Here is a 24,070-nt window from a genome sequence, read left to right as displayed (position 1 = left end):
GGCGTCAGTGCTACTGTCAGAACACCCCGTCCGTAGGAAAGCCGTCCGGTGTGCTGAGGTACTACAGGAAATGCATCAAAACTGTGGCAATTGGGGCGATTACTTGCCGCCGACCGTTTCCAGCACGGTCCACTTGCCGCCTTCGACCTTGTAGACGGTGATACCGCCGTCCTTCAGGTCGCCGCGTGCGTCGTAGGCCAGGGTCTTGGTCGTCACGCCCTGCATGTTCGTGGCGGCCAGCACCGGCAGGTAGCGCGCCGGATCAGCCGAGCCGGCCTTGATCATGGCGGTCATCATCGCGGTGGCACCGTCATAGGCGTACGGCGAGTACGTCTGGACCTTCGAGCCAAAACGCTTTTCGTACTTCTTTTCGTAGGCGGCGCCACCGGGCATCTGTTCCAGCGGCAGGCCGGCCAGCGACACCACGGTGCCTTCGGCTGCCGGGCCGGCCAGCTTCAGGAAGTTGTCGGTCTTGGACATCTCGCCCGACACGATCGGGGCCTTCATGCCCAGTTCCTTGACCTGCTTGGCCATCGGGGCCGACTGGGTCTCGGCGCCGCCATAGAAGATCACGTCCGGGTTGCTGCGCTTGATGTTGGTCAGCACGGCCTTGAAGTCCACGGCCTTGTCGTTCGTGAATTCGCGGCGCACGATCTTGCCGCCGGCGGCCTTGGCGGCCTTTTCGAACTCGTCGGCCAGGCCCTGGCCGTACGCGGTGCGGTCGTCGACGATGGCGATGTTCTTCGCGCCCAGCTTCTTCACCACGAAGGCGCCGATCACCGAACCCTGCTGGGTGTCGGACGTCATCATGCGGAACGTGGTCTTGAAGCCCTGCTTGGTGTATTCAGGCGCCGTGGCCATGGCGATCTGCGGAATGCCGGCGCGGTTGTAGACCATCGACGCCGGGATGCTGGTGCCCGAGTTGAAGTGCCCAAGCATGCCCTGGATGCCGGCGTCCACCAGCTTCTGCGCCACCACCGAACCGGTCTTCGGGTCGGCCTGGTCGTCTTCGGAGATCAGGACGAACTTGACATCCTTGCCGCCGATCTTCGGCTTGGTGGCGTTCATGTCGTCGATGGCCAGGACGATGCCGTTCTGCATGTCCTTGCCGTACTGTGCCTGGCCGCCGGTCAGCGGGCCGGCGTAGCCCAGCTTGATTTCCTGTGCCTGGGCGAAAGCGGCCGAGGCGGCGGTCAGGCCTGCAACGGCCATGGCAACGGTCATGGCCGTCTTGCGGAATGTCGAGCTCATCAGTTCTCCTTGGGTCCCATAGGGTGCCATATGGTGCCGGTGTCGGCATATTTGCGGATCGGCGTTGGCAGCACCGTTCCGTTCCTGGGTTGCGCGGCAGGGTCGGGATCGCCGGCCCCCGCCACGCGCTTTGCTGACAATCCGCCTGGCCCCTGGCCTCAGCCGATCGTCATCAGACTTGCATTGCCGCCCGCCGCCGCCGTATTGACGGACAGCGAACGCTCGATCAACAAACGCTCCAGGGCGATATTCGGTTCACCCTGGGCCAGGCCCTGCACGCTGACGATCGGGCCGGGGCGCGTGGCCACCTGCTCGCAGACCGTGCGCAGCTGGTCGGAATCGCCGTGGTGCAGCACCGCGTCGAAGGCGATATCGGTGCCCAGCCAGTCGGAAACCACGCGGACGCGCGATTGTACTGCGGCAGGCAGGCGCGCCAACAGGGTCTTTGCGACGGGTGTGTCAGTCCACAACGCTTGGGAGCCCACGGCCAGCACGGCCGCCAGTTGCAGCGCCAGATCCGATTCCTGCTGGGCCAGGCACAGCACGCGTTCGCGCGGCAGCAGCGAGTACGTATTGCGCTCGCCCGTGGGGCCCGGCAGCGTCACAGACAGGCCCGAGGCCGAAGCGGCGGCAAAGCGCCCGCATGCCTGCGCCACGTCCGGCAGGCTGGCCGTTGCCCAGGCCTGCAGGGCGGCCAGCGCGGTGTTTTCCGGCGCGGCCGGCGTGGCGCCGCCCATGTCGGACGTGCGCACGCCACGTACCACGGCGTCCTGCGGGCACACCGACAGCAGGCGATGCAGGTACAGCGGGCCGCCGGCCTTCGGCCCGGTGCCCGACAGGCCTTCGCCGCCAAACGGCTGCACGCCCACCACGGCGCCCACGATATTGCGGTTCACATACAGGTTGCCCACGTGCGCGCGGTCAACGATATGCGCGATGGTTTCGTCGATCCGCGTATGGATGCCCAGCGTCAGGCCATAGCCGGTGTCGTTGATCTGGCCGATCATCGTGTCCAGCGCGGCGCGCGGGTAGCGCACCACGTGCAGCACCGGGCCGAACACCTCGCGCTTCAGTTCCGCGATCGAATCGAGTTCGATCAGCGTCGGCGGCACGAACGTGCCGTTGCGGCAGGCGGCCGAACCGGCGTCGGCCTGGTGTACGCGGCGGCCCTTGGCGCGCATGGCCTCGATATGGCGCACGATATTGCCGCGCGCTTCCTCGTCGATCACCGGGCCCACGTCGGTCGACAGGCGATCGGGGTTGCCCAGCGTCAGTTCCCCCATCGCGCCCTTGAGCATTTCCAGGATGCGGTCGGCCACGTCTTCCTGCAGGCACAGCACACGCAGCGCCGAGCAACGCTGGCCGGCGGAATCGAACGCCGAGTTCACGACGTCGCCCACCACCTGTTCGGCCAGCGCCGACGAGTCGACGATCATCGCGTTCTGGCCGCCGGTTTCGGCAATCAGCGGGATCGGACGGCCCGCCGCGTCCAGGCGCCCTGCCACGTTACGCTGCAGCAGGCGCGCCACTTCGGTCGAACCGGTGAACATCACGCCCTTCACGCGGGCGTCGCCCACCAGCGCGGCGCCCACCGTTTCGCCACGGCCCGGCAGCAGTTGCACGGCGCCCGCCGGCACACCGGCATCGCGCAGCAGGCGCACGGCGGCGGCGGCGATCAGCGGCGTCTGTTCCGCCGGCTTGGCCAGCACCGGGTTGCCGGCGGCCAGGGCCGCGGCCACCTGGCCGGTGAAGATCGCCAGCGGGAAGTTCCACGGGCTGATGCAGACCACCGGGCCCAGCGGACGGTGCGTGTCGTTCGAGAACGTCTCGCGCACCTGCACCGCGTAGTAGCGGAGGAAGTCCACGGCTTCGCGCACTTCGGCGATGGCGTTCGAGAACGTCTTGCCGGCCTCGCGCATGATGATGCCCATCAGCGACTGCATCTGGGCTTCCATCAGGTCGGCGGCACGTTCCAGCGCGGCGGCACGCACTTCCGGCGGCGTCGCCTGCCAGATCGGCGCCGCATTGACGGCGGCTGTCAGCGCGGCTTCGATCTCGGCCGGCGTGGCTTCGCTCACGTGACCCACCACGTCGCGGTGGTCGGCCGGGTTCAGCACGGGCTCGGACTTCGCGCCGGCGCGGTCCACCTCGGCGCCCAGCAGCGGATCGGCGCGCAGCACCTCGCTGGCGCCCGCCAGCAGCGCCGACGACAGCGACGCCAGGCGATGCTCGTTCGACAGGTCGATCCCGGCCGAATTGGCGCGTGCCTTGCCGTACAACGCGCGCGGCTGTGGAATGCGCGGGTGCGGCAGGCCCAGCGTGCCTTCGGCCTTGTGCATCTGCTCGACCACGGCCACCGGGTCGGCCACCAGTTCGTCGAGCGGAATCGATTCGTCGGCGATACGGTTCACGAACGACGTGTTGGCGCCGTTTTCCAGCAGCCGGCGCACCAGGTACGCCAGCAGCGTCTCGTGCGTACCCACCGGGGCGTAGATGCGGCACGGCCGGCCGAACTTGCCGTCGGCCTTGGCGCCCACCACCTGGTCGTACAGCGGCTCTCCCATGCCATGCAGGCACTGGAACTCATACTGGCCGGGATAGTAGTTCTGCCCGGCGATCTGGTAGATGGCCGACAGCGTGTGCGCGTTGTGCGTGGCGAACTGCGGATAGATCGCGTCCGGCACCGACAGCAGCTTGCGCGCGCAGGCCACGTACGACACATCGGTATAGACCTTGCGCGTGTAGACCGGATAGCCCTCCAGGCCATCCACCTGGCCGCGCTTGATTTCGCTGTCCCAGTAGGCGCCCTTGACCAGACGGATCATCAGGCGATGGCGGCTGCGGCGGGCCAGGTCGATCAGGTAGTCGATCACGAACGGGCAACGCTTCTGGTAGCCCTGCACCACGAAGCCGATGCCGTTCCAGCCGGCCAGCTCGGGCTCGAAGCACAGGCGTTCGAGCAGGTCGAGCGAGATTTCCAGGCGGTCCGCTTCCTCGGCGTCGATGTTGATGCCGATGTCGTACTGGCGGGCCAGCATCGTCAGGCTCTTCAGGCGGCCGTACAGTTCGGTGATCACGCGCTCGTGCTGGGCGCGGCTGTAGCGCGGGTGCAGCGCCGACAGCTTGATCGAGATCCCCGGGCCTTCATAGATGCCCCGGCCGCGCGACGCCTGGCCGATGGCGTGGATGGCCTGCTCGTACGAGGCCAGGTACCGCTGGGCATCGGCCTCGGTCATGGCCGCTTCGCCAAGCATGTCGTACGAATAGCGGAAGCCTTCGGCTTCGTACTTGCGCGCGTTGGCCAGTGCCTCGGAGATGGTCTCGCCGGTCACGAACTGCTCGCCCATCAGCCGCATGGCCATGTCCACGCCCTTGCGGATCAGCGGCTCGCCGCCCTTGCCGATGATGCGCGTCAGCGCCTTCGACAGGCCGGCTTCGGTATGGGTGGCCACCAGGCGGCCGGTCAGCAGCAGGCCCCAGGTGGCCGCGTTGACGAACAGCGACGGGCTCTGGCCCAGGTGCGACTGCCAGTTGGCACCGCTGATCTTGTCGCGGATCAGCGCGTCGCGCGTGGCCTTGTCGGGAATACGCAGCAAGGCCTCGGCCAGGCACATCAGCGCCACGCCTTCCTGCGACGACAGCGAGAATTCCTGGATCAGGCCCTGCACCAGGCCTTCGCGGCCGGTGCCTACCTTCTGCTCGCGCAGCTTTTGCGCCAGCGCCTTGGCCATCTTGATGGCGGCGTCTGCCTGCGCCTGCGGCAGGCGGGCCTGCTCCAGCAGCACCGGCACGCATTCGGTTTCAGGCCTGCGGTAAGCCGAGGTAATGGCGGCGCGCAGCACCGACTGCGGCTGGATGCTCTGGGCGAATTCCAGAAACGGCTGAGGCATGGCGTCGCCCTGTGCGGTATCGGCGGCGTCGGCAGCCTCGCCATCGGCCAGCGCGGCCGAACCGGCCTCGTGGGGCAGATGGCCGCGCTCCACCTGTTCCAGATACGTGAAGATCGCCTGCTTGATCAGCCAGTGCGGGGTGCGGTCGATCGATTGGGCAACACGTTTCAGGCGTTCGCGCGATGCATCGTCAAGCTTGACGCCAAGGGTGGTGGTGGCCATGCGGGCAGTTCTCCAGCGGATCTTGGTAAGACGGTTGGCAGTCCTGGCGACACACGCGCACGCGTACTGGCCAGACTACGGGGCTGGCGCGATCTTACTCTCGGAGATTTACTAGGTGCAACCTAGTGCAACCACTTAGTTCCACCGCCACAAGAAGGTTGCACTGGCGCAACATTTTCCGCGGGGACGGCGGGCTTCAGATTCGCAATGGATCGATTTCCAACTGCCAGCGCACGCCCTTCACCCGCGCGCCGACTTCTTCAAAAGTTGACACCCACTCACTTACAAAGCGCTGCAGGACGGGGCGCGAGCCCGCTTCCACCAGCATCTGGGCGCGTTCCTTGTTGAACAGCCGGACCATCGACATCGGCACCGGGTCGTGCAGTTGCACCTCGGGTGCCATCGAACAGGTGTCGGCCTGTTCGCGCGCCGCCTGCAGGAACGCCAGGGCCCGCTCCAGCTGACCGTGTTCGGCGGTAATCAATACCTGGTAGGCAAACGGGGGCAACCCGGCCTGCCGCCGCTCGCGCAACTGGCTGGCCGCGAATCCATCATAGTCATGGCGCGCCAGCGCCTGCAATGCGGGGGCATCGGGGTAACGCGTCTGGATCATGACTTCGCCGCCCAGCCCTGCCCTGCCCGCCCGGCCAGACACCTGCATCAGCGACGCAAACAGATGCTCGGCCGCGCGAAAGTCGTGGCTGAACATCGCGGCATCCGGGTGGACGATACCGACCAGCGTCACGCGCTGGAAGTCATGCCCTTTGGCCACCATCTGCGTGCCCACCAGGATATCGACCTCGCCTGCATGCACCTCGTCGAACATCGCCTGGGCACTGCCCTTGCGGCGTGTGGAATCGGCGTCGATCCGGGCGATACGCGCCTGGGGAAAGCGCGCGGCCAGGGCTTCCTCGATCCGCTGCGTGCCGCGTCCGAGTGGCGCAATATCGACGTTGCCGCAGTCCAGACAATGGTGCGGCACCGGCGATTCCAGGCCGCAGTGGTGGCAACGCAGGCGCCGCTCGGGACGATGCAGCACCAGGTACGCGGAACAGCGCGGACAACCGGACAGCCAGCCACAACTGTCGCAAGCCAGCACGGGCGCATAGCCGCGCCGGTTCAGGAACAGCAGGCTTTGCTGGCCACGGTCCAGCCGCTGCTGGATGGCATCGAGCAGCGGCACCGACAGCCCTTCGTACAGCGCACGCTGCCGTTGCCGCTCGTGATTGAGGTCGATCAGCCGCACGGCTGGCAGCGCCGCATCGGCCTGGGCGCGCTCGCGCAACACCAGCTTGCGATACGCGCCCTGCTCCGCCCGGTACCAGGTCTCCATCGAAGGCGTGGCCGACCCCAGCACCACGGGGATGCCAAGCTGGTTGGCGCGCCACACGGCCAGGTCGCGCGCCGAGTACCGCAGGCCTTCCTGCTGCTTATAGGAAGTATCGTGCTCCTCATCGACCACGATCAGGCTCAGGTGCGGCATCGACGCCATCACCGCCATGCGGGTGCCCAGGACGATGCGTGCCTCGCCGCGATGGGCCGCCAGCCATTGCAGGCTGCGCTCCTGGTCGGCCAATCCGCTGTGCAGTACCGTCAGCGGCAGATGGGGAAAGCGTTCGGCGATGCGCGATTGCAGCTGCGGCGTGAGATTGATCTCAGGCACCAGCATCAGCACCTGGGCCGAGGGATCGGCTGCAAGCCGCTGGGCCATGGCATGGAGATAGACCTCGGTCTTGCCGCTTCCCGTTACGCCGTGCAGCAGAAAAGCCGCGTAGGCTTGCGCCGCCGCGATGGCGTCCACCGCCTGCTGCTGCTCGGCGTGCAGGGTGGGCGCCACGGATGGCGCGCGGGTCGTATCCGTTTCCAGCACGGGCCGGTCGGCATGCATGCATTCGACCCAGCCGGCCGCGGCCCATTCGTCCAGACGTGCCGGCGCCGCCGTGCACAGTTCGCGGGCGTCAGCCAGGCGCACCCAGTCCTGCGTATCGATCAGCGCATCGGCCAGCGCGCGGACGGTGCGCGCGCGCGCCGGGGCGGCCACGCGCAGCGTTTCGGCCTGGCCGGGGCGTACCCGGTACTGCGTGGTGCGTGCGCGCTGCCCCAGGCGGTCCCAGGTTTCGGACTCCCGGAGCGACGGCGGGAGCGCAGGCAGCATCACTTCACCGAGCCTGCGATGGTAGTAGCGTGCGGCGAAGCGGGCCAAGGCGATCCATTCGGCGCTCAACGGCGGCATCCAGTCGTTTCGTTGCACGATGGGGCGCAGCTTGTCTTCGGGCACGTCGGAATGATCCACACGCGCGACGGCCACACCGACCGCCTGGCGCCGGCCAAATGGCACCACCACGAGTTGGCCGGGCATCACGCCATCGTCGGCCAGATAGTCGAAGCAGTCGTCGGCCGGGGTATCCAGTGCGACACGGACGATGGGACTCAAGGTCGGCTGTGGGGCAGACGCCACGGACTCGGCGCCGGCAGCGGCTTCCGGCATACCCGGGGTCATGCGCAACCCCCTGCATGGTGCAGCCCGTTTGCGCTGATCTTGTGCATGCGCATGAGGTCAGGGAGGGAGACGAATGTCTGTGTGCGGCGCAACATCAACTTAAAGTAAAACTTCAAATGTGACCCTAAGTCGATGATCCACGGATGGTTTTCCATCCTCCCAATCGGCCCTGTGGATAACTTTGTTGAAAAGTCGCACCGACTACCCGGCAAGGCGCTTGGCACAAGGCTTTCATCGCCCTTGCAACCACCTTTGCAGAACATTCAAATCCTTATGAATCAAGGACTTGCAAAGACCCCCCAACTGAGTTAAGGGGTTACCCGCTCGTGCAGTGCCGCAAACCTATCGGTGTGCATAAGTCAAGCCTTGACAGCAAGCCCCTGGCACCTTTTTGGCGAAATATCGCTAAATAGTTTACTTGACAGGACGCGCGCTGCGCCTGCCACGGCACCGCGCGGCCGATACCCATCACATCGTTGCGTCGCGAGGTAACCGCCCGGTCAGGAGACAGGTGCAACCGTTGCGCCGCGTAGCTTGCGGCTGTGACTGTGCACTTCATCCACGAGCACCGAAACGTTTTCGGGCGGTGTGAACTGCGAAATGCCATGTCCCAGGTTGAACACATGGCCGTCGCTGCCGCCACCCGCCGCGTAGCTGTCGAGCACGCCGCGCACCTGTTCCCGGATTGCCGCTTCCGACGCAAACAGTACGGTGGGGTCGATGTTGCCCTGGAGGGCAACCTTGTCCGCCGTGCGACGGCGCGCCTGGGTCAGGTTGACCGTCCAGTCCAGGCCGATCGCATCGGGCTCGATCGCCGCGATCTGCTCCAGCCAGATGCCGCCGCCCTTCGTGAACACGATGACCGGAATCTGCTGGCCGTCGTGCTCGCGCTTCAGACCCTGCAGCACACGCCGCATATAGGCCAGCGAGAACGTCTGGTACATGCCGTCGGCGAGCGCGCCGCCCCAGGTATCGAACACCATCACGGCCTGTGCGCCGGCTTCGATCTGGGCGTTCAGGTAGGCGGAAACGGCTTGCGCGTTGATTTCGAGGATCCGATGCATCAGATCCGGCCGGCCGTACATCATGGCCTTGACGGTGCGGAAGTCGTCCGAACCGCCGCCCTCCACCATATAGCAGGCCAGGGTCCACGGGCTGCCCGAGAAGCCGATCAGCGGCACGCGCTGGGCGCCGTCCTGCACCAGGGCACGACGAATTTCGCTGACCGCGTCGAATACGTACTGCAGCGACGACATATCGGGCACGGCCAACTTGGCCACGTCGGCTTCGGTGCGCAGCGGATGGGCGAAGCGCGGGCCTTCCCCCTGGGCAAACGACAGGCCCAGACCCATGGCGTCGGGCACGGTCAGGATGTCCGAGAACAGGATCGCGGCATCGAGCGGATAACGATCCAGCGGCTGCAGCGTGACTTCCGTGGCATATGCCGGGTTCTTCGCCAGCCCCAGGAAGCTGCCGGCGCGAGCGCGCGTGGCGTTGTACTCGGGCAGATAGCGGCCCGCCTGACGCATCAGCCAGAGCGGCGTGTATTCGGTGGGTTGCCGGCGCAGCGCGCGCAGGAAGGTGTCGTTCTGCAGTACGGTCATGGTCATCCTCGTAAGACCGCCATTCTACGGGAACGCCGCCCCGAGCTGCCGCCCCCGAGGCTGACGGCCGTCATATCCGCGCCAGCTTCCGGCCCCGTCTGTCAGATTTCGTCGAAGGCGGCGACAAAGGCCTGGGCCGCGCGCCGCATCCATTCGCGCGCACGCGGGGCGTCGGGCTGGAGCCGGGCGAACCCGTGCGTCATGCCGCTGGCCTCGATCGTGACCACGGGCGCATCGTGGCGCACCAGGAAATCGGCGTACGCCAGGCCATCGTCGCGCAGCACATCGTTGGACGCCACGATGACCACGCTGGCCGGCGGCACATGGCGCGGCGGCGTGGCCATCAGGTGAATGCGCGGGTCCGCTTGCGCGGCGCCAAGCGCCAGGGCATCGGCGCCGATGTACTGGGTCCAGAACCATGCCATTTCATCGCGCGTCAGGCCGGGGCCATCGGCAAAGGCGCGGTAGCTTTCGGTGGTCAGCACGGGTGCGGCGACCGGGTAGATCAGCAACTGGGCGTTGACCACATGGCGGCCGGCAGCGTCGTTGAGATGGCGGGCCGCAACCGCGGCCAGGTGGCCTCCGGCGCTGTCCCCGGCAACGGCCAGGAACTCGGGCGCGAAGCCCAGGCGCTCGCGTGCATCGGCAAGCCACTGGACCGCTGCGATGGCATCGTCGCAAGGCTGGGGAAATGCCTGTTCCGGCGCCAGGCGATAGTCGACGCTGGCCACTGCGCAGCCCGTATCGGCGGCCAGCAATGCAGCCACCGTGTGGTGTGTGTCAGGCGAGCCGACGACCCAGCCACCCCCGTGAAAATAAACGATCAGGCGTGGGCGGTCGGCATCGATGGGCCGGAACAGCCGCACGGGCAGCACGGCGCCATCCACTGGCAGGCCGATCTCGGTGATTGCCAGCCCATCGGGGTCCGGCAGCTGCGAGCGTGCGGCCACATCCTCGAAACGCGCACGGCGCTCGACGGGGCTCTCGGCAACGGGTTGGCCGGCATACACTTCCGCCATCTGGCGGTAATAGGCTTGCAGCTGGGGGTCGATGGCCATGGTGAGGAATCTAGCGGAATCACGAACGTCCGCCAGTGTAGCGGCAGCGACGCACGTGCCGAGGGTCTCGTTGACAGCGTCTGAAGGTGCACTTGCAACCGTTTCGAATCGTAACGCTCCAAGCGCCAGCGAACACAATTTTCAAGGTTGCATTTCGGACACCCCACTAATGCGGGGAGTGTATTAAGCGCCGACCGAAAAAACGTAATGCATTCAGTACACTACGCTCACAATGTCTTAACATTTCTGGCTAAAGAAATTGCCAGCCGGTGTCGTGAAAACGCTTTCAAATAGGAATAAAAGTGTCCAAAACGCCGGATTTTTACCAGCCGGGCTTTCATCTTCTTGCAAAAGGATACATTTTGTTACTGCCATGCCCAGCAGTTTCCCCCACAATGCATTGACAGACCTGAGCTTGGTGTGAGGCACCCCCGCCGCTAAAGCCTTGAAAAATAAGGGGTGTGGAAGAAAGCCTGAGCAGTTCCCCGATTTATCCGGACCAGCCGAGCAACGTCGACTGATCCGGACACCAGGAAGACCTGTAGCGCGCGGCTTGAGGTTCCGATGATTGGAAACTCGCCGATGATGCGGACAAGACGTTCCGCTGCGCTTGTAAGTGAAACCTGGACCGAACCCGTTCCTTCGAATTGACCCCTCGAAGGGATTTTCCCGTCCGCGCGGAGCCTCCCCGGCCCGCGCGCTTTTTTTTTGTGGTCCAGGCAACGAAATATAGCGTCCGGAAGAAAAAAAGGCAGCCGATTGGCTGCCTTTTTCATTTGCCACGCCGAAAAAACAACAGCGTGGCGACTACAGTGCCTTGCTTACTTCTTACGACGCAGTCGGGCGATAGCAGCCAGTTGCGCTGCGGCCACGGCCAGCTCGCTTTGGGCGCGAGCCAGGTCGAGATCGCTGCTCTGGTTCTGCATCAGTTCCTCTGCGGCGCGCTTGGCTTCCTGCGCCTTGGCTTCGTCCAGGTCGCTGCCGCGGATGGCGGTGTCGGCCAGAACAGTCACGTGCTGAGGCTGCACTTCGAGAATACCGCCAGCGACAAACACGAATTCCTCGCTGCCGTCTTCCTTCTCGATGCGCACCGCACCCGGCTGGATGCGGGTGATCAGCGGCGTGTGGCCCGGCAGAATACCGAGCTCACCCGTCTCGCCCGGCAGCGCCACGAACTTCGCCTGACCGGAGAAGATCGACGATTCCGCGCTGACGACGTCTACAAGAATGGTTGCCATATAAGATCCTTTCTCCAGAAAGCGTTGGCTTCCCGCAAATCAGGAAGCACGATCTTCGCCTTCGCGCCGGCCGCGGCCGCGTGCCGGAGCACGGCAGCCACGCCTGGCGCCAAGACGAAAGACGCCGCTTACTGAAGCTTCTTGGCCTTCTCGAAGGCTTCGTCGATCGAACCGACCATGTAGAAGGCCTGTTCCGGCAGGTGATCGCACTCGCCATCCACCAGCATCTTGAAACCACGGATGGTTTCCTTCAGCGGCACGTACTTGCCCGGCGAACCCGTGAACACTTCGGCCACGTGGAACGGCTGCGACAGGAAACGCTGGATCTTACGAGCGCGCGACACGGCCAGCTTGTCTTCCGGCGACAGTTCGTCCATGCCCAGAATCGCGATGATGTCTCGCAGTTCCTTGTAACGCTGCAGGGTCTGCTGGACGCGGCGGGCCACTTCGTAGTGCTCCGTACCCACGACTTGCGGGTCCAGCTGGCGCGAGGTCGAGTCGAGCGGGTCGACGGCGGGGTAGATACCCAGCGCGGCGATGTCACGCGACAGCACGACGGTCGAGTCCAGGTGCAGGAAGGTCGTAGCCGGCGACGGGTCGGTCAAATCATCGGCAGGCACGTACACCGCCTGGATCGACGTGATCGAGCCAGTCTTGGTCGACGTGATACGTTCCTGCAGCTTGCCCATTTCTTCAGCCAGCGTCGGCTGATAGCCCACGGCGGAAGGCATACGGCCCAGCAGTGCCGACACTTCCGTACCGGCCAGCGTGTAGCGGTAGATGTTGTCGACGAAGAACAGGATGTCGCGGCCTTCGTCGCGGAAACGCTCGGCCATCGTCAGGCCGGTCAGCGCCACGCGCAGACGGTTGCCCGGCGGCTCGTTCATCTGGCCGAACACCATGGCCACCTTGTCGAGCACGTTCGAGTCCTTCATTTCGTGGTAGAAGTCGTTCCCTTCACGGGTACGCTCGCCCACGCCGGCAAACACCGACAGACCGCTGTGCTGCTTGGCGATGTTGTTGATGAGCTCCATCATGTTCACGGTCTTGCCGACGCCGGCGCCACCGAACAGGCCCACCTTGCCGCCCTTTGCGAACGGGCACACCAGGTCGATCACCTTGATGCCGGTTTCCAGCAGGTCAACCGACGGCGACAGTTCGTCGAACTTCGGTGCCTTCTGGTGAATCGCGCGCTTTTCATCAGCGGCGATCGGGCCGGCTTCGTCGATCGGGCGACCCAGCACGTCCATGATGCGGCCCAGCGTACCGTGGCCAACCGGCACGGAGATGGGGGCGCCGGTGCTCTTCACCGACATGCCACGGCGCAGGCCGTCCGACGAGCCCAGGGCGATGGTACGCACCACGCCGTCACCGAGCTGCTGCTGCACTTCGAAGGTCAGACCCTTCTCGGCGAACGACTTGTCGTTGCCCTCTTCGAGCACGAGTGCGTCGTACACCTTCGGCATTGCGTCGCGCGGGAACTCGATGTCCACCACGGCGCCAATGCACTGCACAATATTTCCGATACTCATTTCGTATCTCCGATAGCTTGAATTCTTGACGCCTTAGACCGCAGCTGCGCCGCTGACGATTTCCGACAGTTCCTTCGTGATCGCGGCCTGGCGGGTCTTGTTGTAGACCAGCTGCAGTTCGCCAATCACGTTCTTGGCGTTGTCGGAAGCCGCCTTCATGGCCACCATGCGCGCGGATTGCTCCGACGCCATGTTTTCGGCCACGGCCTGGTACACCAGCGCCTCGACGTAGCGGACGAGCAGCTCTTCCACAACCGTCTGGGCGTCGGGCTCGTAGATGTAATCCCACGAGTAGGCGCGCTTTTCATCTTCGGTCTGGCTCAGCTTGTCTGCGGCCAGCGGCAGCAGTTGCTCGACCATCGGCTCCTGCTTCATCGTGTTGATGAACCGGGTATAAGCCAGGTACACCGCGTCGACTTCGCCGTTGGTAAAGGCATCCAGCTGGACCTTGATCGCGCCGATCAGCTTTTCCAGATGCGGGGTGTCACCGAGATGCACCACGTTCGAGACCACCTTGGCGCCGATGCGACCGAGGAACTGCATGCCCTTGGTACCGATGGCGGTCGCTTGCACGTCCACGCCGCGGTTCTGCAGGGTCTTCAGTTCATTGGTCACGGCTCGCAGCACGTTCGTATTCATGCCGCCGCACAGGCCCTTGTCGGTCGTCACCACGATCATGCCGACGCGCTTGACATCGCGCGACACCATGAAGGGGTGCTTGAACTCGGGGTTGGCGGTGGCCAGGTGCGCTGCGATATTGCGCACTTTTTCAGCATACGGACGGGCATTGCGCATCCGTTCCTGCGCCTTGCGCATCTTGGATGCGGCGACCATTTCCATCGCCTTGGTGATCTTTCGCGTGTTCTGCACGCTCTTGATCTTGGTTCGAATCTCTTTCGTTCCGGCCATATCTTTCCTCTCCATTCGTGCCGCGCCGCATGCCTTGCGGCAGCCACGGCGCGGTCCGTGGAATCACGCGGTTAGAACGCGGCGGACTTCCTGAAATCCTCGATCGCGGCACGCAGGGCGGCTTCGTCGTCCTTCGACAGATCCTTGGTATCTTCGATGCGGTTGACGAGGTCGGCGAACTTGGTCTTCAGATGATCGTGCAGGCCCTTTTCAAACGGCAGGATGTCCTTCACGTCGACGTTGTCGAGGAAGCCATTGTTCGCGGCATACAGCGACGCGGCCAGTTGCCACACCTGCAGCGGCTGGTACTGCGGCTGCTTCAGCAGTTCCGTCACGCGGCGGCCGCGCTCCAGCTGCTTGCGGGTGGCATCGTCCAGGTCCGAGGCAAACTGCGCGAACGCAGCCAGTTCACGGTACTGGGCCAGGTCGGTACGGATACCGCCGGACAGCTTCTTGATGACCTTCGTCTGGGCAGCACCACCGACGCGCGACACCGAAATACCGGCGTTGATAGCGGGGCGGATACCGGCGTTGAACAGGTCGGTTTCCAGGAAGATCTGACCGTCGGTGATCGAGATCACGTTGGTCGGCACGAAAGCGGACACGTCGCCGGCCTGCGTTTCGATCACGGGCAGCGCGGTCAGCGAACCGGTCTTGCCGGTGACGGCGCCGTTCGTGAACTTGGCCACGTAGTCTTCGTTCACGCGGGCTGCACGCTCCAGCAGACGCGAGTGCAGGTAGAACACGTCACCCGGGTAGGCTTCACGGCCCGGCGGGCGGCGCAGCAGCAGCGACACCTGGCGGTAGGCCCAGGCTTGCTTGGTCAGGTCGTCATAAACGATCAGCGCGTCTTCGCCGCGGTCGCGGAAGTACTCGCCCATCGTGCAGCCGGCGTAGGCAGCCAGGTACTGCATGGCGGCCGAGTCCGAAGCCGATGCGGCCACGACGATCGTGTATTCCATGGCGCCGTGCTCTTCGAGCTTGCGCACCACGTTCGAGATCGTCGAAGCCTTCTGGCCGATTGCCACGTACACGCAGAAGACGCCCTTGCCCTTCTGGTTGATGATGGCGTCGACGGCCACGGCGGTCTTGCCGGTCTGGCGGTCGCCAATGATCAGCTCGCGCTGGCCACGGCCGATCGGCACCATTGCGTCGATCGACTTCAGGCCGGTCTGGACCGGCTGGCTCACCGACTGACGTGCGATCACGCCCGGTGCCACCTTCTCGATCACGTCCGTTTCCTTGGCGTTGATCGGGCCCTTGCCGTCGATCGGCTGACCCAGCGTGTTGACCACGCGGCCCAGCAGTTCCTTGCCAACCGGCACTTCCAGAATGCGGCCGGTGCACTTGACCGTATCGCCTTCCGAAATGTGTTCGTAATCGCCCAGCACCACGGCACCCACCGAGTCACGCTCGAGGTTCAGTGCCAGGCCAAACGTGTTACCCGGGAATTCCAGCATCTCGCCCTGCATCACGCCGGACAGGCCATGCACGCGGCAGATACCATCGGTCACGGAAATCACCGTGCCGGTGTTGCGCACTTCAGCGTCGGCGCCAAGACCCGAGATGCGGGACTTGATCAGCTCGCTGATTTCTGAGGGGTTCAGTTGCATCACAATGCTCCTAATTCTTCAATCCGTCGGCCGTTGCGGTCAGGCGGTCAGCGTGGCTTGCATGGCAGCCAGGCGCGCGCGCACGGAGGTGTCGAGCACTTCGTCGCCGACCTTGACGCTCACGCCGCCAATCAGCGACGGGTCCACCGCCACCTTTGCGTACAGCTTGCGACCGAACTTGCGTTCGAGTGCGGCGACCAGTTCCTTCGTCTGCGAATCGTCCAGCGGGAATGCGCTGGTGATCTCGACGTCGGACGAACCCTCGCGGGCATTCTTGAGCGCATGGAACTGTTCGGCGACTTCCGGCAGCACCGTCAGGCGGTTGTTCTCCACCAGCAGGTTGACGAAGCGACGGGCTTCATCGTTCACCGGGCTCTTCAGCACCGAAAGGAACAGTTCCTGGAGCTTTTCGCCCGGGACGTTCGGATCGGTGGCGAGCGCCTGCATGTCGGGGTTGGCGGCAACCTGCCCCATCTCCGACACCAGTTCAGACCATGCACCCAGGTTGCCTGCACCGGCTTCGCTCGCGACGCGGAACAGCGCCTCAGCGTAGGGACGGGCAATGGTTGCGGTTTCAGCCATGATTAGAGCTCAGCCTTGAGTTGATTGAGCAGGTCTGCATGCACCTGCGCGTTCACTTCACGCTTGAGGATCTGCTCTGCACCCTTCACGGCAAGCACGGCGACCTGGTCGCGCAGCGTTTCGCGGGCGCGGGTCACTTGCTGCTCTGCCTCGGCCTTGGCCTGGGCGATGATGCGTGCGGCTTCTGCCTGGGCGTTCTGCTTGATCTCGTCAGCGGCGGCCTGGGCGCGCTTTTCAGCGTCGGCCACGCGTTGTGCGCCTTCGGTGCGGGCTTCGGCCATGGCCTGGTCCACACGCTTGTTGGCGAGTTCAAGCTCCGCCTTGCCCTTTTCGGCAGCGGCGAGGCCATCGGCGATCTTCTTTGCGCGTTCGTCGAGCGCCTTCACCAGCGGCGGCCAAATGAATTTGGCAACAACCCACCACAGGATGAAGAACACGACCATCTGCGCAAAAAACGTTGCGTTCAGATTCATGGTGTGTTCCTTTCGGTAATCAAACTACAGATAAATGCACAAGGGCGGCCAGGCCATCGGACTGAGGCCTACGCCGCCCGTCAGCATCATGCAGACCGAAAAGACTTACTGAATGACCGACAGCAGCGGGTTGGCGAAGGCGAACAGCATTGCAACACCCACACCGATCAGGAATGCAGCGTCGATCAGGCCAGCCAGCAGGAACATCTTGGTCTGCAGCGGGTTCATCAGCTCGGGCTGACGTGCGCAGGCTTCGATGTACTTGCCACCCATCAGGGCGATACCCAGGCAGGCGCCGATAGCGCCCAGACCGATGATGATGCCGATACCGATTGCGGTCAGACCCTGGATGTTGGCGAGATATGCTTGCATGATGACTCCTTTAATTTAGAGAGACTTAGAACCAAAAAACCAAAAAACGAAGAACCGGAAAATCAGTGGTGATCGTGAGCCTGGCCGATGTACACCAGCGTCAGCATCATGAAAATGAATGCCTGGAGCAGCACGATCAGAATGTGGAAGATGGCCCATACGGTGCCGGCAACCACGTGCCCGATGAAGCCCAGTGCCGACAGGTCGGCGCTGAACGTCCAGATGGAGCCCAGCAGCGCGATCAGCAGGAACACCAGTTCGCCGGCGTACATGTTGCCGAACAACCGCATGCCCAGCGACACGGCCTTGGCCAGGAATTCAATGATGTTCAGGATCAGGTTGAACGGGGCCAGGTACCACTTGGCGCCGAACGGGGCCGAGAACAGCTCGTGCATGAAGCCGCCCGCGCCCTTGATCTTGAAGCTGTAGTAGATCATCAGCACCAGAACCGAGCACGACATGCCCAGCGTGCCGTTCAGGTCGGCAGTGGCCACCGCGCGGTGGTGCGGAAGGTGGATGTGGAAGATGCCCAGCACGTTGTTCAGGCCGGTGACCCAGTCCACGGGGATCAGGTCGATCGCATTCATCATGGTGATCCAGCAGAACACCATCAGCGCCAGCGGAGCGATCCACGAGCGGTCGCCGTGGATGATGCCCTTGGCCTGGTCGTCGACCATCTCGACGATCATTTCGACGAAGGCCTGGAAGCGGCCCGGCACGCCGGCCGTGACGCGGCGCGCGGCCATGTACAGGAACAGCACGGCGATGGCGCCGCACAGCACCGACCAGAACACGGTGTCGTAGTTGAGGACACTGAAATCGACGACGGAATGCTGCTTGCCGCCGACCGAATTAAAGTTCTGCAGGTGTTCGGCGATATAGCCTGAGGGTGTGAGCGTGTGCCCAGCGCCTTGAGTAGCTTCAGCTGACATGTCGAAACGATCGGTATATTGCGAAATCTTTGTTTCCGGCAACCGCTTTGGCGGCCGCCCGGCATGCGTCTTGCTTCGGCCTTCGGTCACATGACCGGTCACCGCCTGGGCAAGCCCGCGCTATTGTTCTGGGCAAAACCTTACTCACGCAGCACTTCACGGTTGTGACGCCCTGCGCGTAAAACCACTTGATATTCCGGATGGGTGCCTCATCTGAGACCGAATCCCACGCCGTGGCCCTGCATCATGCATTGCCAAGGGCGACGGGATTCGCGTATCTCCGCTTAGCGGATCGCGAGCGCCACCCAATAAGTCTTGAGCGCCAACAGGAACGTGACCAGCATCGGCACCCAGCGCAGATCCCGGTACAGCACGATCACCAGCACCAGCAGTGCCATCGTGCCGAAGACCTTGATCGCCTCGCCGGCCACCAGGCCGCCGACCGACGGCTGCTTGCGCGACATATACAGACGCAGCGCAAAGAAGCCGCTGGGCACGAAACACGCCATGCCGCCGAAGAAGGCCGACCAGCCCGACGGTGCATGCTCATGCGCGAACACCGCCCAGGCAACCGCGGACAACAGCGTCACGACGACCTGCGCCAGCACGACCTTGCCCGGTGTCATGCGCGACGGACGCAACGCGCGCTCGCCAAGCAGCTTCACCGCTTCGGCACGCGACAGCGGATCGACAGCTTCCTCTTCGCGCGCGGCGCTATCATCCCAGTCATCGCGCCAGCCATCGTCTCGATGATTGTCGCGGGATGCCGTACCGGCTTGCGATTTTTCCTGCTGACGGTCTCGTACCACCACCTGCCTAGCCTCGTTCCAGGCCGGAACTTTTTGGGTCCGGCCAGAATTCAAACCGCACGATTCTATTAGCAATCGCCGACACGCGTCAATCTGCTTTCAGTTAGCTTGCAGGGAATTTCGCACAACGGTTGCTATCACGCGTTCATGATGGATGGTGCGAAATTGCGTGCCAATGATGCGTAACGTAATTGGATTGCGCGCGCCAATGCGCGCATGATGGCTGTTCGGCCATCGTTGGCAGCCGTTAGGGCGTGCATTCCGAAAGGTCATCGCCTGGGGGCCGTGCGGTTATCGCGCAGATTCATGCCGCGACACGGTGCATGGGCGGCGGGCTGTCGCGCGATGCCGACAGCCCGGCAATTTCATCGGTAAAACGATTGCCGTAACCCCGGTAAACGTATACGGCGCCCGTCTCCGATGGCGTCGGCCGGTATCAGGCGCTGGCCGCCGGTTCGCGCAGGCGGACCAACACGCCATCGAGCGCGTCGTTGCTGGTGAAGTGGATGGTCAACTGTCCCTTGCCGCGTGCGCCGAGCTTGATCTGCACCGCCAGCCCGAGCGTGTCAGACAGCTCCTCTTCGAGCCGCGCCACATCGCGTGTACCGTTGCCCTGCTTCTGCTTGAGCGACTTCAGGTCGAACGGCTTCAGCGTCGAGGCGACGAGCTTCTCGGTTTCGCGTACCGACAGCCGCTTGTTCACGATCTGGTTGGCCAGCGTGATCTGGTTGGCCCCGTCCACGGCCAGCAGCGCGCGCGCGTGGCCCATGTCGAGATCGCCGGCCATCAGCATGGTCTGCACCGGCGACGCCAGGTTCAGCAGACGCAGCAGGTTCGAAACCGCGCTGCGCGAGCGGCCCACCGACTCCGCGGCCTGTTCGTGCGTGAAACTGAATTCGCGGATCAGGCGCATGATGCCCTGCGCCTCTTCCAGCGGGTTGAGGTCTTCGCGCTGGATGTTCTCGATCAGCGCCATCGCGGCGGCCGCCTGGTCGGGCACGTCCTTGACCAGCACCGGCACCTTGTCGAGCCCGGCCAGCTTCGACGCGCGGAAGCGGCGTTCGCCGGCGATGATCTCGTACCGGTCGGGTTCGGCCACGCGGCGCACCAGGATCGGCTGCATCAGGCCCTGCGCGCGGATGCTTGCCGCCAGCTCCTGCAGCGCGCCTTCGTCCATGCGGGTGCGCGGCTGGTACTTGCCCGGCTGGAGCTGATTGACGCCCAGTACCGACGGCGCGCCTTCCTGCTTCGCGGTTTCGACAATCTCGGCGGGCCCGCCGAGCAGTGCTTCCAGTCCCCGGCCCAGACCCTTCTTTTTAGCGGTCACCATGCTCGCCACCCTTCCCTGTCTGTCTGTTCGTGCCGCTCAACCGAGCTGGCGTACGCGCGCAATCATCTCCGCGCCGAAATCGAGATACGCTTTGGCGCCCTTCGAGGACGCATCGAATGCCACGCCCGGCATGCCATATGACGGCGCCTCGGCCAGCCGCACATTGCGCGGAATCACGGTCTTGAATACCTTTTCCGCGAAGTGGGCCTCCAGCTGCGCCGACACCTGCTGCTGCAGCGTCACGCGCGGGTCGAACATCACCCGCAGCAGGCCGATCACCTTGAGTTCGCGATTCAGGTTGGCATGCACCTGCTTGATCGTGTTGACCAGATCGGACAACCCCTCCAGCGCGAAATATTCGCACTGCATCGGCACGATCACGCCATGCGCGGCACACAGGCCGTTCAACGTCAGCAGCGACAGCGACGGCGGACAGTCGATCAGCACGAAGTCATACTGGTCGTCCACTTCGGCCAGCGCCTGCTTGAGGCGTCGCTCGCGCTGGTCCAGCTCCACCAGCTCCACTTCGGCACCGGCCAGTTCGCGGTTGGCCGGCAGCACGTCGTAGCGGCCCGACTCGGACCGACGGGTTGCCTGCGGCACCGATGCCAGGCCGACTAGCACCTGGTACACACTGTGTTCCAGCGACTGCTTGTCGATACCGGAGCCCATCGAGGCATTGCCCTGGGGGTCCAGGTCGACCAGCAGCACGCGCTGCTCCTGCGCGGCCAGACCGGCGGCCAGATTCACCGTAGTGGTGGTCTTGCCGACGCCGCCCTTCTGGTTTGCGATCACAAATACCTTGGCCATATGCGCTTGCAGCTCCCTGTGCGTGTCTTCGTATTCATGCGACGAATAACACTTACCAAATTCTAAAACAGCGAATTCAACGCCGCGATAGCACTACGAGATGCCGTTCCGCATCGAGTTCTGGAACGACCAGTTTCGGCACCGCTTCCACCTGCCATGTCTGCATCAGGCCGGCGGCTTCCATCCGGTCGATCTCGGCCTGGGGATAAACCCCTTTCATGGCGAGCAGCTTGCCGCCTGGGGCCACCAAGTGGCCGGACAGGTTCACAAAGTCCGTCAGCTCGGCAAACGCGCGCGACGTAATGACGGCATAGCCATCGGCATCCTCGATCTTCTCGACCGGGCCCCAGTGCGCCGCGGCATTGGTCAGGTGCAGTTGCGCGCGGCACTGCGTCAGGAATGCGGTCTTCTTCTGAACGATATCGACCATCAGCACCGACACATCGGGGCAGGTAATGGCCAGCGGCATGCCAGGCATGCCGCCACCCGAGCCCACGTCGAGCACCCTGCCCCGCGCAGCATCGGGTACGGCCGCGCTGCGCGCGGCCTCGGCCAGCGCAGGCACCGCTGCCAGCGAATCGAGCAAGTGGTGGGTCAGCATCTCGTCGGGATGACGGATGGCGGTGAGGTTGTAGACGCTGTTCCACTTGCGGAGCAGGGTCAGGTATGCGAACAGCGTCTCGATCTGGGCGGGCGCCAGTGCGAGGCCGATGGCGCCAAGCCCGGCTTCCAGGCGCTGACGCTGGGCGGCCTCGTCGATCACGGTGTATCGGAAGCCTCCCACTCAGGCAGCCTCCTGACCGTTGCCGGCCTTCCCGTTCGTCTGCCCCGTACGGCCCATGCCCTTCTTCTTCAGATGGACCAGCAGCAGCGAGATCGCCGCCGGCGTGACGCCCGAGATCCGCGATGCCTGGCCCAGCGTTTCGGGACGGTGTTGATTCAGCTTCTGGCTGACCTCGAAACCCAGGCCGCGAACTTCGGTGTAGTCGAAATCGAGGGGCAGCTTGGTCGCCTCGTTGGCGCCCAGCTTGTCCACCTCGGCCGCCTGGCGAGCGATGTAGCCGTGGTATTTGATGCCGATCTCGATTTGCTCGCGGATCTGCTCGGCCAGCATGGCATCGTCGGCAAGCGGCGCTTCCGGCGCGTAGCGGCCGTCCTGCAAGGCAACCAGTGCCTCGTAACGGACTTCCGGACGACGCAGCAGATCGGCCAGCGAGTATTCGCGCTCGATCGCCTTGCCGAGCAGCGGTACGGCGTCAGCTTCGGGCAGCAGCGTCGGATTGACCCACGTGGACTTCAATCGCTCTGTTTCACGTGAAACAGCGTCACGCTTGCGGTTGAATGCATCCCAACGTACATCGTCCACGACGCCCAGTTCGCGGCCGACTTCGGTCAGGCGCATGTCGGCGTTGTCCTCGCGCAGGCTCAGGCGGAATTCGGCGCGGCTTGTGAACATCCGGTACGGCTCGGTCACGCCACGCGTGATCAGGTCGTCGACGAGCACCCCCAGGTAGGCCTGGTCCCGGCGCGGTGTCCAGGCATCGCGCTCGCGCACGAAGCATCCCGCATTGATACCGGCCAGCAGGCCTTGTGCTGCAGCCTCTTCATAGCCGGTCGTGCCGTTGATCTGGCCGGCGAAGAACAGCCCCTGGATGGCCTTGCTCTCCAGCGATGCCTTGAGGCCGCGCGGGTCGAAGTAGTCGTACTCGATGGCATAGCCCGGGCGCAGGATATGCGCGTTCTCCATACCCCGGATCGAATGCACGAGGTCCAGCTGCACGTCGAATGGCAGGCTGGTGGAGATACCGTTCGGGTAGAACTCGTTGGTGGTCAACCCTTCCGGTTCAAGGAAAATCTGATGGCTTTCCTTGCCCGAGAAGCGGTGAATCTTGTCCTCGATGCTGGGGCAGTAGCGCGGCCCTACTCCTTCGATGACGCCGGTGTACATCGGCGAGCGATCGAGACCCCCGCGAATAATGTCGTGGGTGCGGCTGTTGGTGTGGGTAATCCAGCACGGCAGCTGCTGGGGATGCTGCTCCGGGCGCCCCAGGAATGAGAAGACCGGCACCGGGTCCAGATCGCCGGGCTGCTCTTCCATGACGGAAAAATCGATGGTCCGACCATCGATGCGCGGCGGCGTCCCGGTCTTCAGCCGTCCCTGCGGCAGCTTCAATTCCTTCAGACGTGCCGATAGCGACACGGCGGCGGGGTCGCCCGCACGACCGCCGGTGTAGTTGTCCAGGCCCACGTGGATCTTGCCGTCGAGGAACGTCCCCGCCGTCAGCACCACGGCCCGCGCCCGGAAGTCGATGCCCGCCTGGGTACGCGCCCCCACTACCCGATCGCCCTCCACCATCAGGTCATCGACGGCCTGCTGGAACAGCATCAGGTTGGGTTGATTCTCCAGGCGCGTGCGGATCGCCTTGCGGTACAGCACCCGGTCGGCCTGGGCTCGCGTGGCGCGCACGGCCGGGCCCTTGCTGGAGTTGAGGATGCGGAACTGGATACCGGCCTCGTCCGTGGCGGCGGCCATCGCACCGCCCATGGCGTCCACTTCCTTGACCAGGTGTCCCTTGCCGATGCCGCCGATCGACGGATTGCAGCTCATCTGGCCCAACGTCTCGATGTTGTGAGAGAGCAGCAGTGTCTGGCAGCCCATGCGCGCCGCGGCGAGGGCAGCTTCGGTGCCGGCGTGACCACCGCCGACGACAATGACGTCGAATTCTTTCGGGTAAAGCATGGGACACCTCCTCCGGGAGGCTAGGCGGAAAATTCGGGATGTCGAATTATAGCGGCATTCGTTTGACGGACTCTGCCCTCGGCGATGTTTCACGTGAAACATGGCGCCGAAGATACCCAGGGAACGCGCGGGTGTGTTCCATGTGAAACACCCGGCCGCTCTGTGGGCAACGCTGGACAAAAAAGAAAAGGCCCCGCTTGCACGG

18 protein-coding genes are annotated in these 24,070 nt (G+C 64.2%); all 18 read right to left on the bottom strand.

From position 1 onward, the window contains the following. Positions 1-99: 99 nt before the first annotated feature. Positions 100-1,251 carry a branched-chain amino acid ABC transporter substrate-binding protein gene (locus tag AC3FJ6_RS10290; RefSeq protein ID WP_092602235.1) on the bottom strand — a complete coding sequence of 384 codons (1,152 nt, stop codon included), beginning with the start codon at positions 1,249-1,251 and terminating at the stop codon, positions 100-102. A 158-nt stretch (positions 1,252-1,409) separates the two neighbouring features. Next, positions 1,410-5,363, bottom strand: coding sequence for a trifunctional transcriptional regulator/proline dehydrogenase/L-glutamate gamma-semialdehyde dehydrogenase (putA, locus tag AC3FJ6_RS10285; protein ID WP_488771753.1), 3,954 nt, complete (start codon positions 5,361-5,363; stop codon positions 1,410-1,412). Between the two features lie 196 nt (positions 5,364-5,559). Next, positions 5,560-7,851, bottom strand: a complete 2,292-nt coding sequence (locus AC3FJ6_RS10280; RefSeq protein ID WP_488771866.1) for a primosomal protein N' — start codon at positions 7,849-7,851, stop codon at positions 5,560-5,562. A gap of 512 nt (positions 7,852-8,363) precedes the next feature. Next, positions 8,364-9,467, bottom strand: coding sequence for a uroporphyrinogen decarboxylase (gene hemE / locus AC3FJ6_RS10275; protein WP_488771752.1), 1,104 nt, complete (start codon positions 9,465-9,467; stop codon positions 8,364-8,366). Between the two features lie 101 nt (positions 9,468-9,568). Continuing rightward, on the bottom strand, positions 9,569-10,525 hold the full coding sequence (locus AC3FJ6_RS10270) for an alpha/beta hydrolase (RefSeq protein ID WP_488771751.1): 957 nt from the start codon (positions 10,523-10,525) through the stop codon (positions 9,569-9,571). A gap of 821 nt (positions 10,526-11,346) precedes the next feature. Then, positions 11,347-11,763, bottom strand: a complete 417-nt coding sequence (locus AC3FJ6_RS10265; protein ID WP_029051299.1) for a F0F1 ATP synthase subunit epsilon — start codon at positions 11,761-11,763, stop codon at positions 11,347-11,349. Positions 11,764-11,891: 128 nt separating this feature from the next. Continuing rightward, the gene (gene atpD / locus AC3FJ6_RS10260; protein WP_029051300.1) at positions 11,892-13,295 is read right to left on the bottom strand and encodes a F0F1 ATP synthase subunit beta; all 1,404 of its coding nucleotides are present in this window, start codon (positions 13,293-13,295) and stop codon (positions 11,892-11,894) included. A gap of 33 nt (positions 13,296-13,328) precedes the next feature. Further along, positions 13,329-14,204, bottom strand: coding sequence for a F0F1 ATP synthase subunit gamma (atpG, locus tag AC3FJ6_RS10255; protein ID WP_400393397.1), 876 nt, complete (start codon positions 14,202-14,204; stop codon positions 13,329-13,331). Positions 14,205-14,275: 71 nt separating this feature from the next. Next, positions 14,276-15,817 (bottom strand): F0F1 ATP synthase subunit alpha, encoded by a 1,542-nt coding sequence (atpA, locus tag AC3FJ6_RS10250; protein ID WP_029051302.1) that lies wholly within the window; start codon positions 15,815-15,817, stop codon positions 14,276-14,278. 39 nt (positions 15,818-15,856) lie between these two features. Then, entirely contained in the window at positions 15,857-16,399 is a 543-nt protein-coding gene (locus AC3FJ6_RS10245; protein WP_153946336.1) for a F0F1 ATP synthase subunit delta, read from the bottom strand. A gap of 2 nt (positions 16,400-16,401) precedes the next feature. Continuing rightward, positions 16,402-16,872: a F0F1 ATP synthase subunit B gene (locus AC3FJ6_RS10240; RefSeq protein ID WP_029051304.1), complete on the bottom strand. Its 471-nt coding sequence runs from the start codon at positions 16,870-16,872 to the stop codon at positions 16,402-16,404. 105 nt (positions 16,873-16,977) lie between these two features. Further along, on the bottom strand, positions 16,978-17,244 hold the full coding sequence (gene atpE / locus AC3FJ6_RS10235; protein WP_008650162.1) for a F0F1 ATP synthase subunit C: 267 nt from the start codon (positions 17,242-17,244) through the stop codon (positions 16,978-16,980). Between the two features lie 62 nt (positions 17,245-17,306). Next, positions 17,307-18,176 carry a F0F1 ATP synthase subunit A gene (atpB, locus tag AC3FJ6_RS10230; protein WP_400393394.1) on the bottom strand — a complete coding sequence of 290 codons (870 nt, stop codon included), beginning with the start codon at positions 18,174-18,176 and terminating at the stop codon, positions 17,307-17,309. 284 nt (positions 18,177-18,460) lie between these two features. After that, positions 18,461-18,988 carry an ATP synthase subunit I gene (locus AC3FJ6_RS10225; RefSeq protein ID WP_488771750.1) on the bottom strand — a complete coding sequence of 176 codons (528 nt, stop codon included), beginning with the start codon at positions 18,986-18,988 and terminating at the stop codon, positions 18,461-18,463. Between the two features lie 433 nt (positions 18,989-19,421). Further along, positions 19,422-20,315, bottom strand: a complete 894-nt coding sequence (locus AC3FJ6_RS10220; protein WP_153946333.1) for a ParB/RepB/Spo0J family partition protein — start codon at positions 20,313-20,315, stop codon at positions 19,422-19,424. 36 nt (positions 20,316-20,351) lie between these two features. Next, positions 20,352-21,125, bottom strand: a complete 774-nt coding sequence (locus AC3FJ6_RS10215) for a ParA family protein (protein ID WP_153946332.1) — start codon at positions 21,123-21,125, stop codon at positions 20,352-20,354. Positions 21,126-21,201: 76 nt separating this feature from the next. Next, positions 21,202-21,909, bottom strand: a complete 708-nt coding sequence (gene rsmG / locus AC3FJ6_RS10210; RefSeq protein WP_488771749.1) for a 16S rRNA (guanine(527)-N(7))-methyltransferase RsmG — start codon at positions 21,907-21,909, stop codon at positions 21,202-21,204. Next, positions 21,910-23,865: a tRNA uridine-5-carboxymethylaminomethyl(34) synthesis enzyme MnmG gene (mnmG, locus tag AC3FJ6_RS10205; RefSeq protein WP_488771748.1), complete on the bottom strand. Its 1,956-nt coding sequence runs from the start codon at positions 23,863-23,865 to the stop codon at positions 21,910-21,912. Between the last annotated feature and the right edge of the window lie 205 nt (positions 23,866-24,070).

It is taken from the genome of Cupriavidus sp. 94F1 (assembly GCF_057798875.1).
This window is presented reverse-complemented; position numbering and strand designations above follow the sequence as displayed.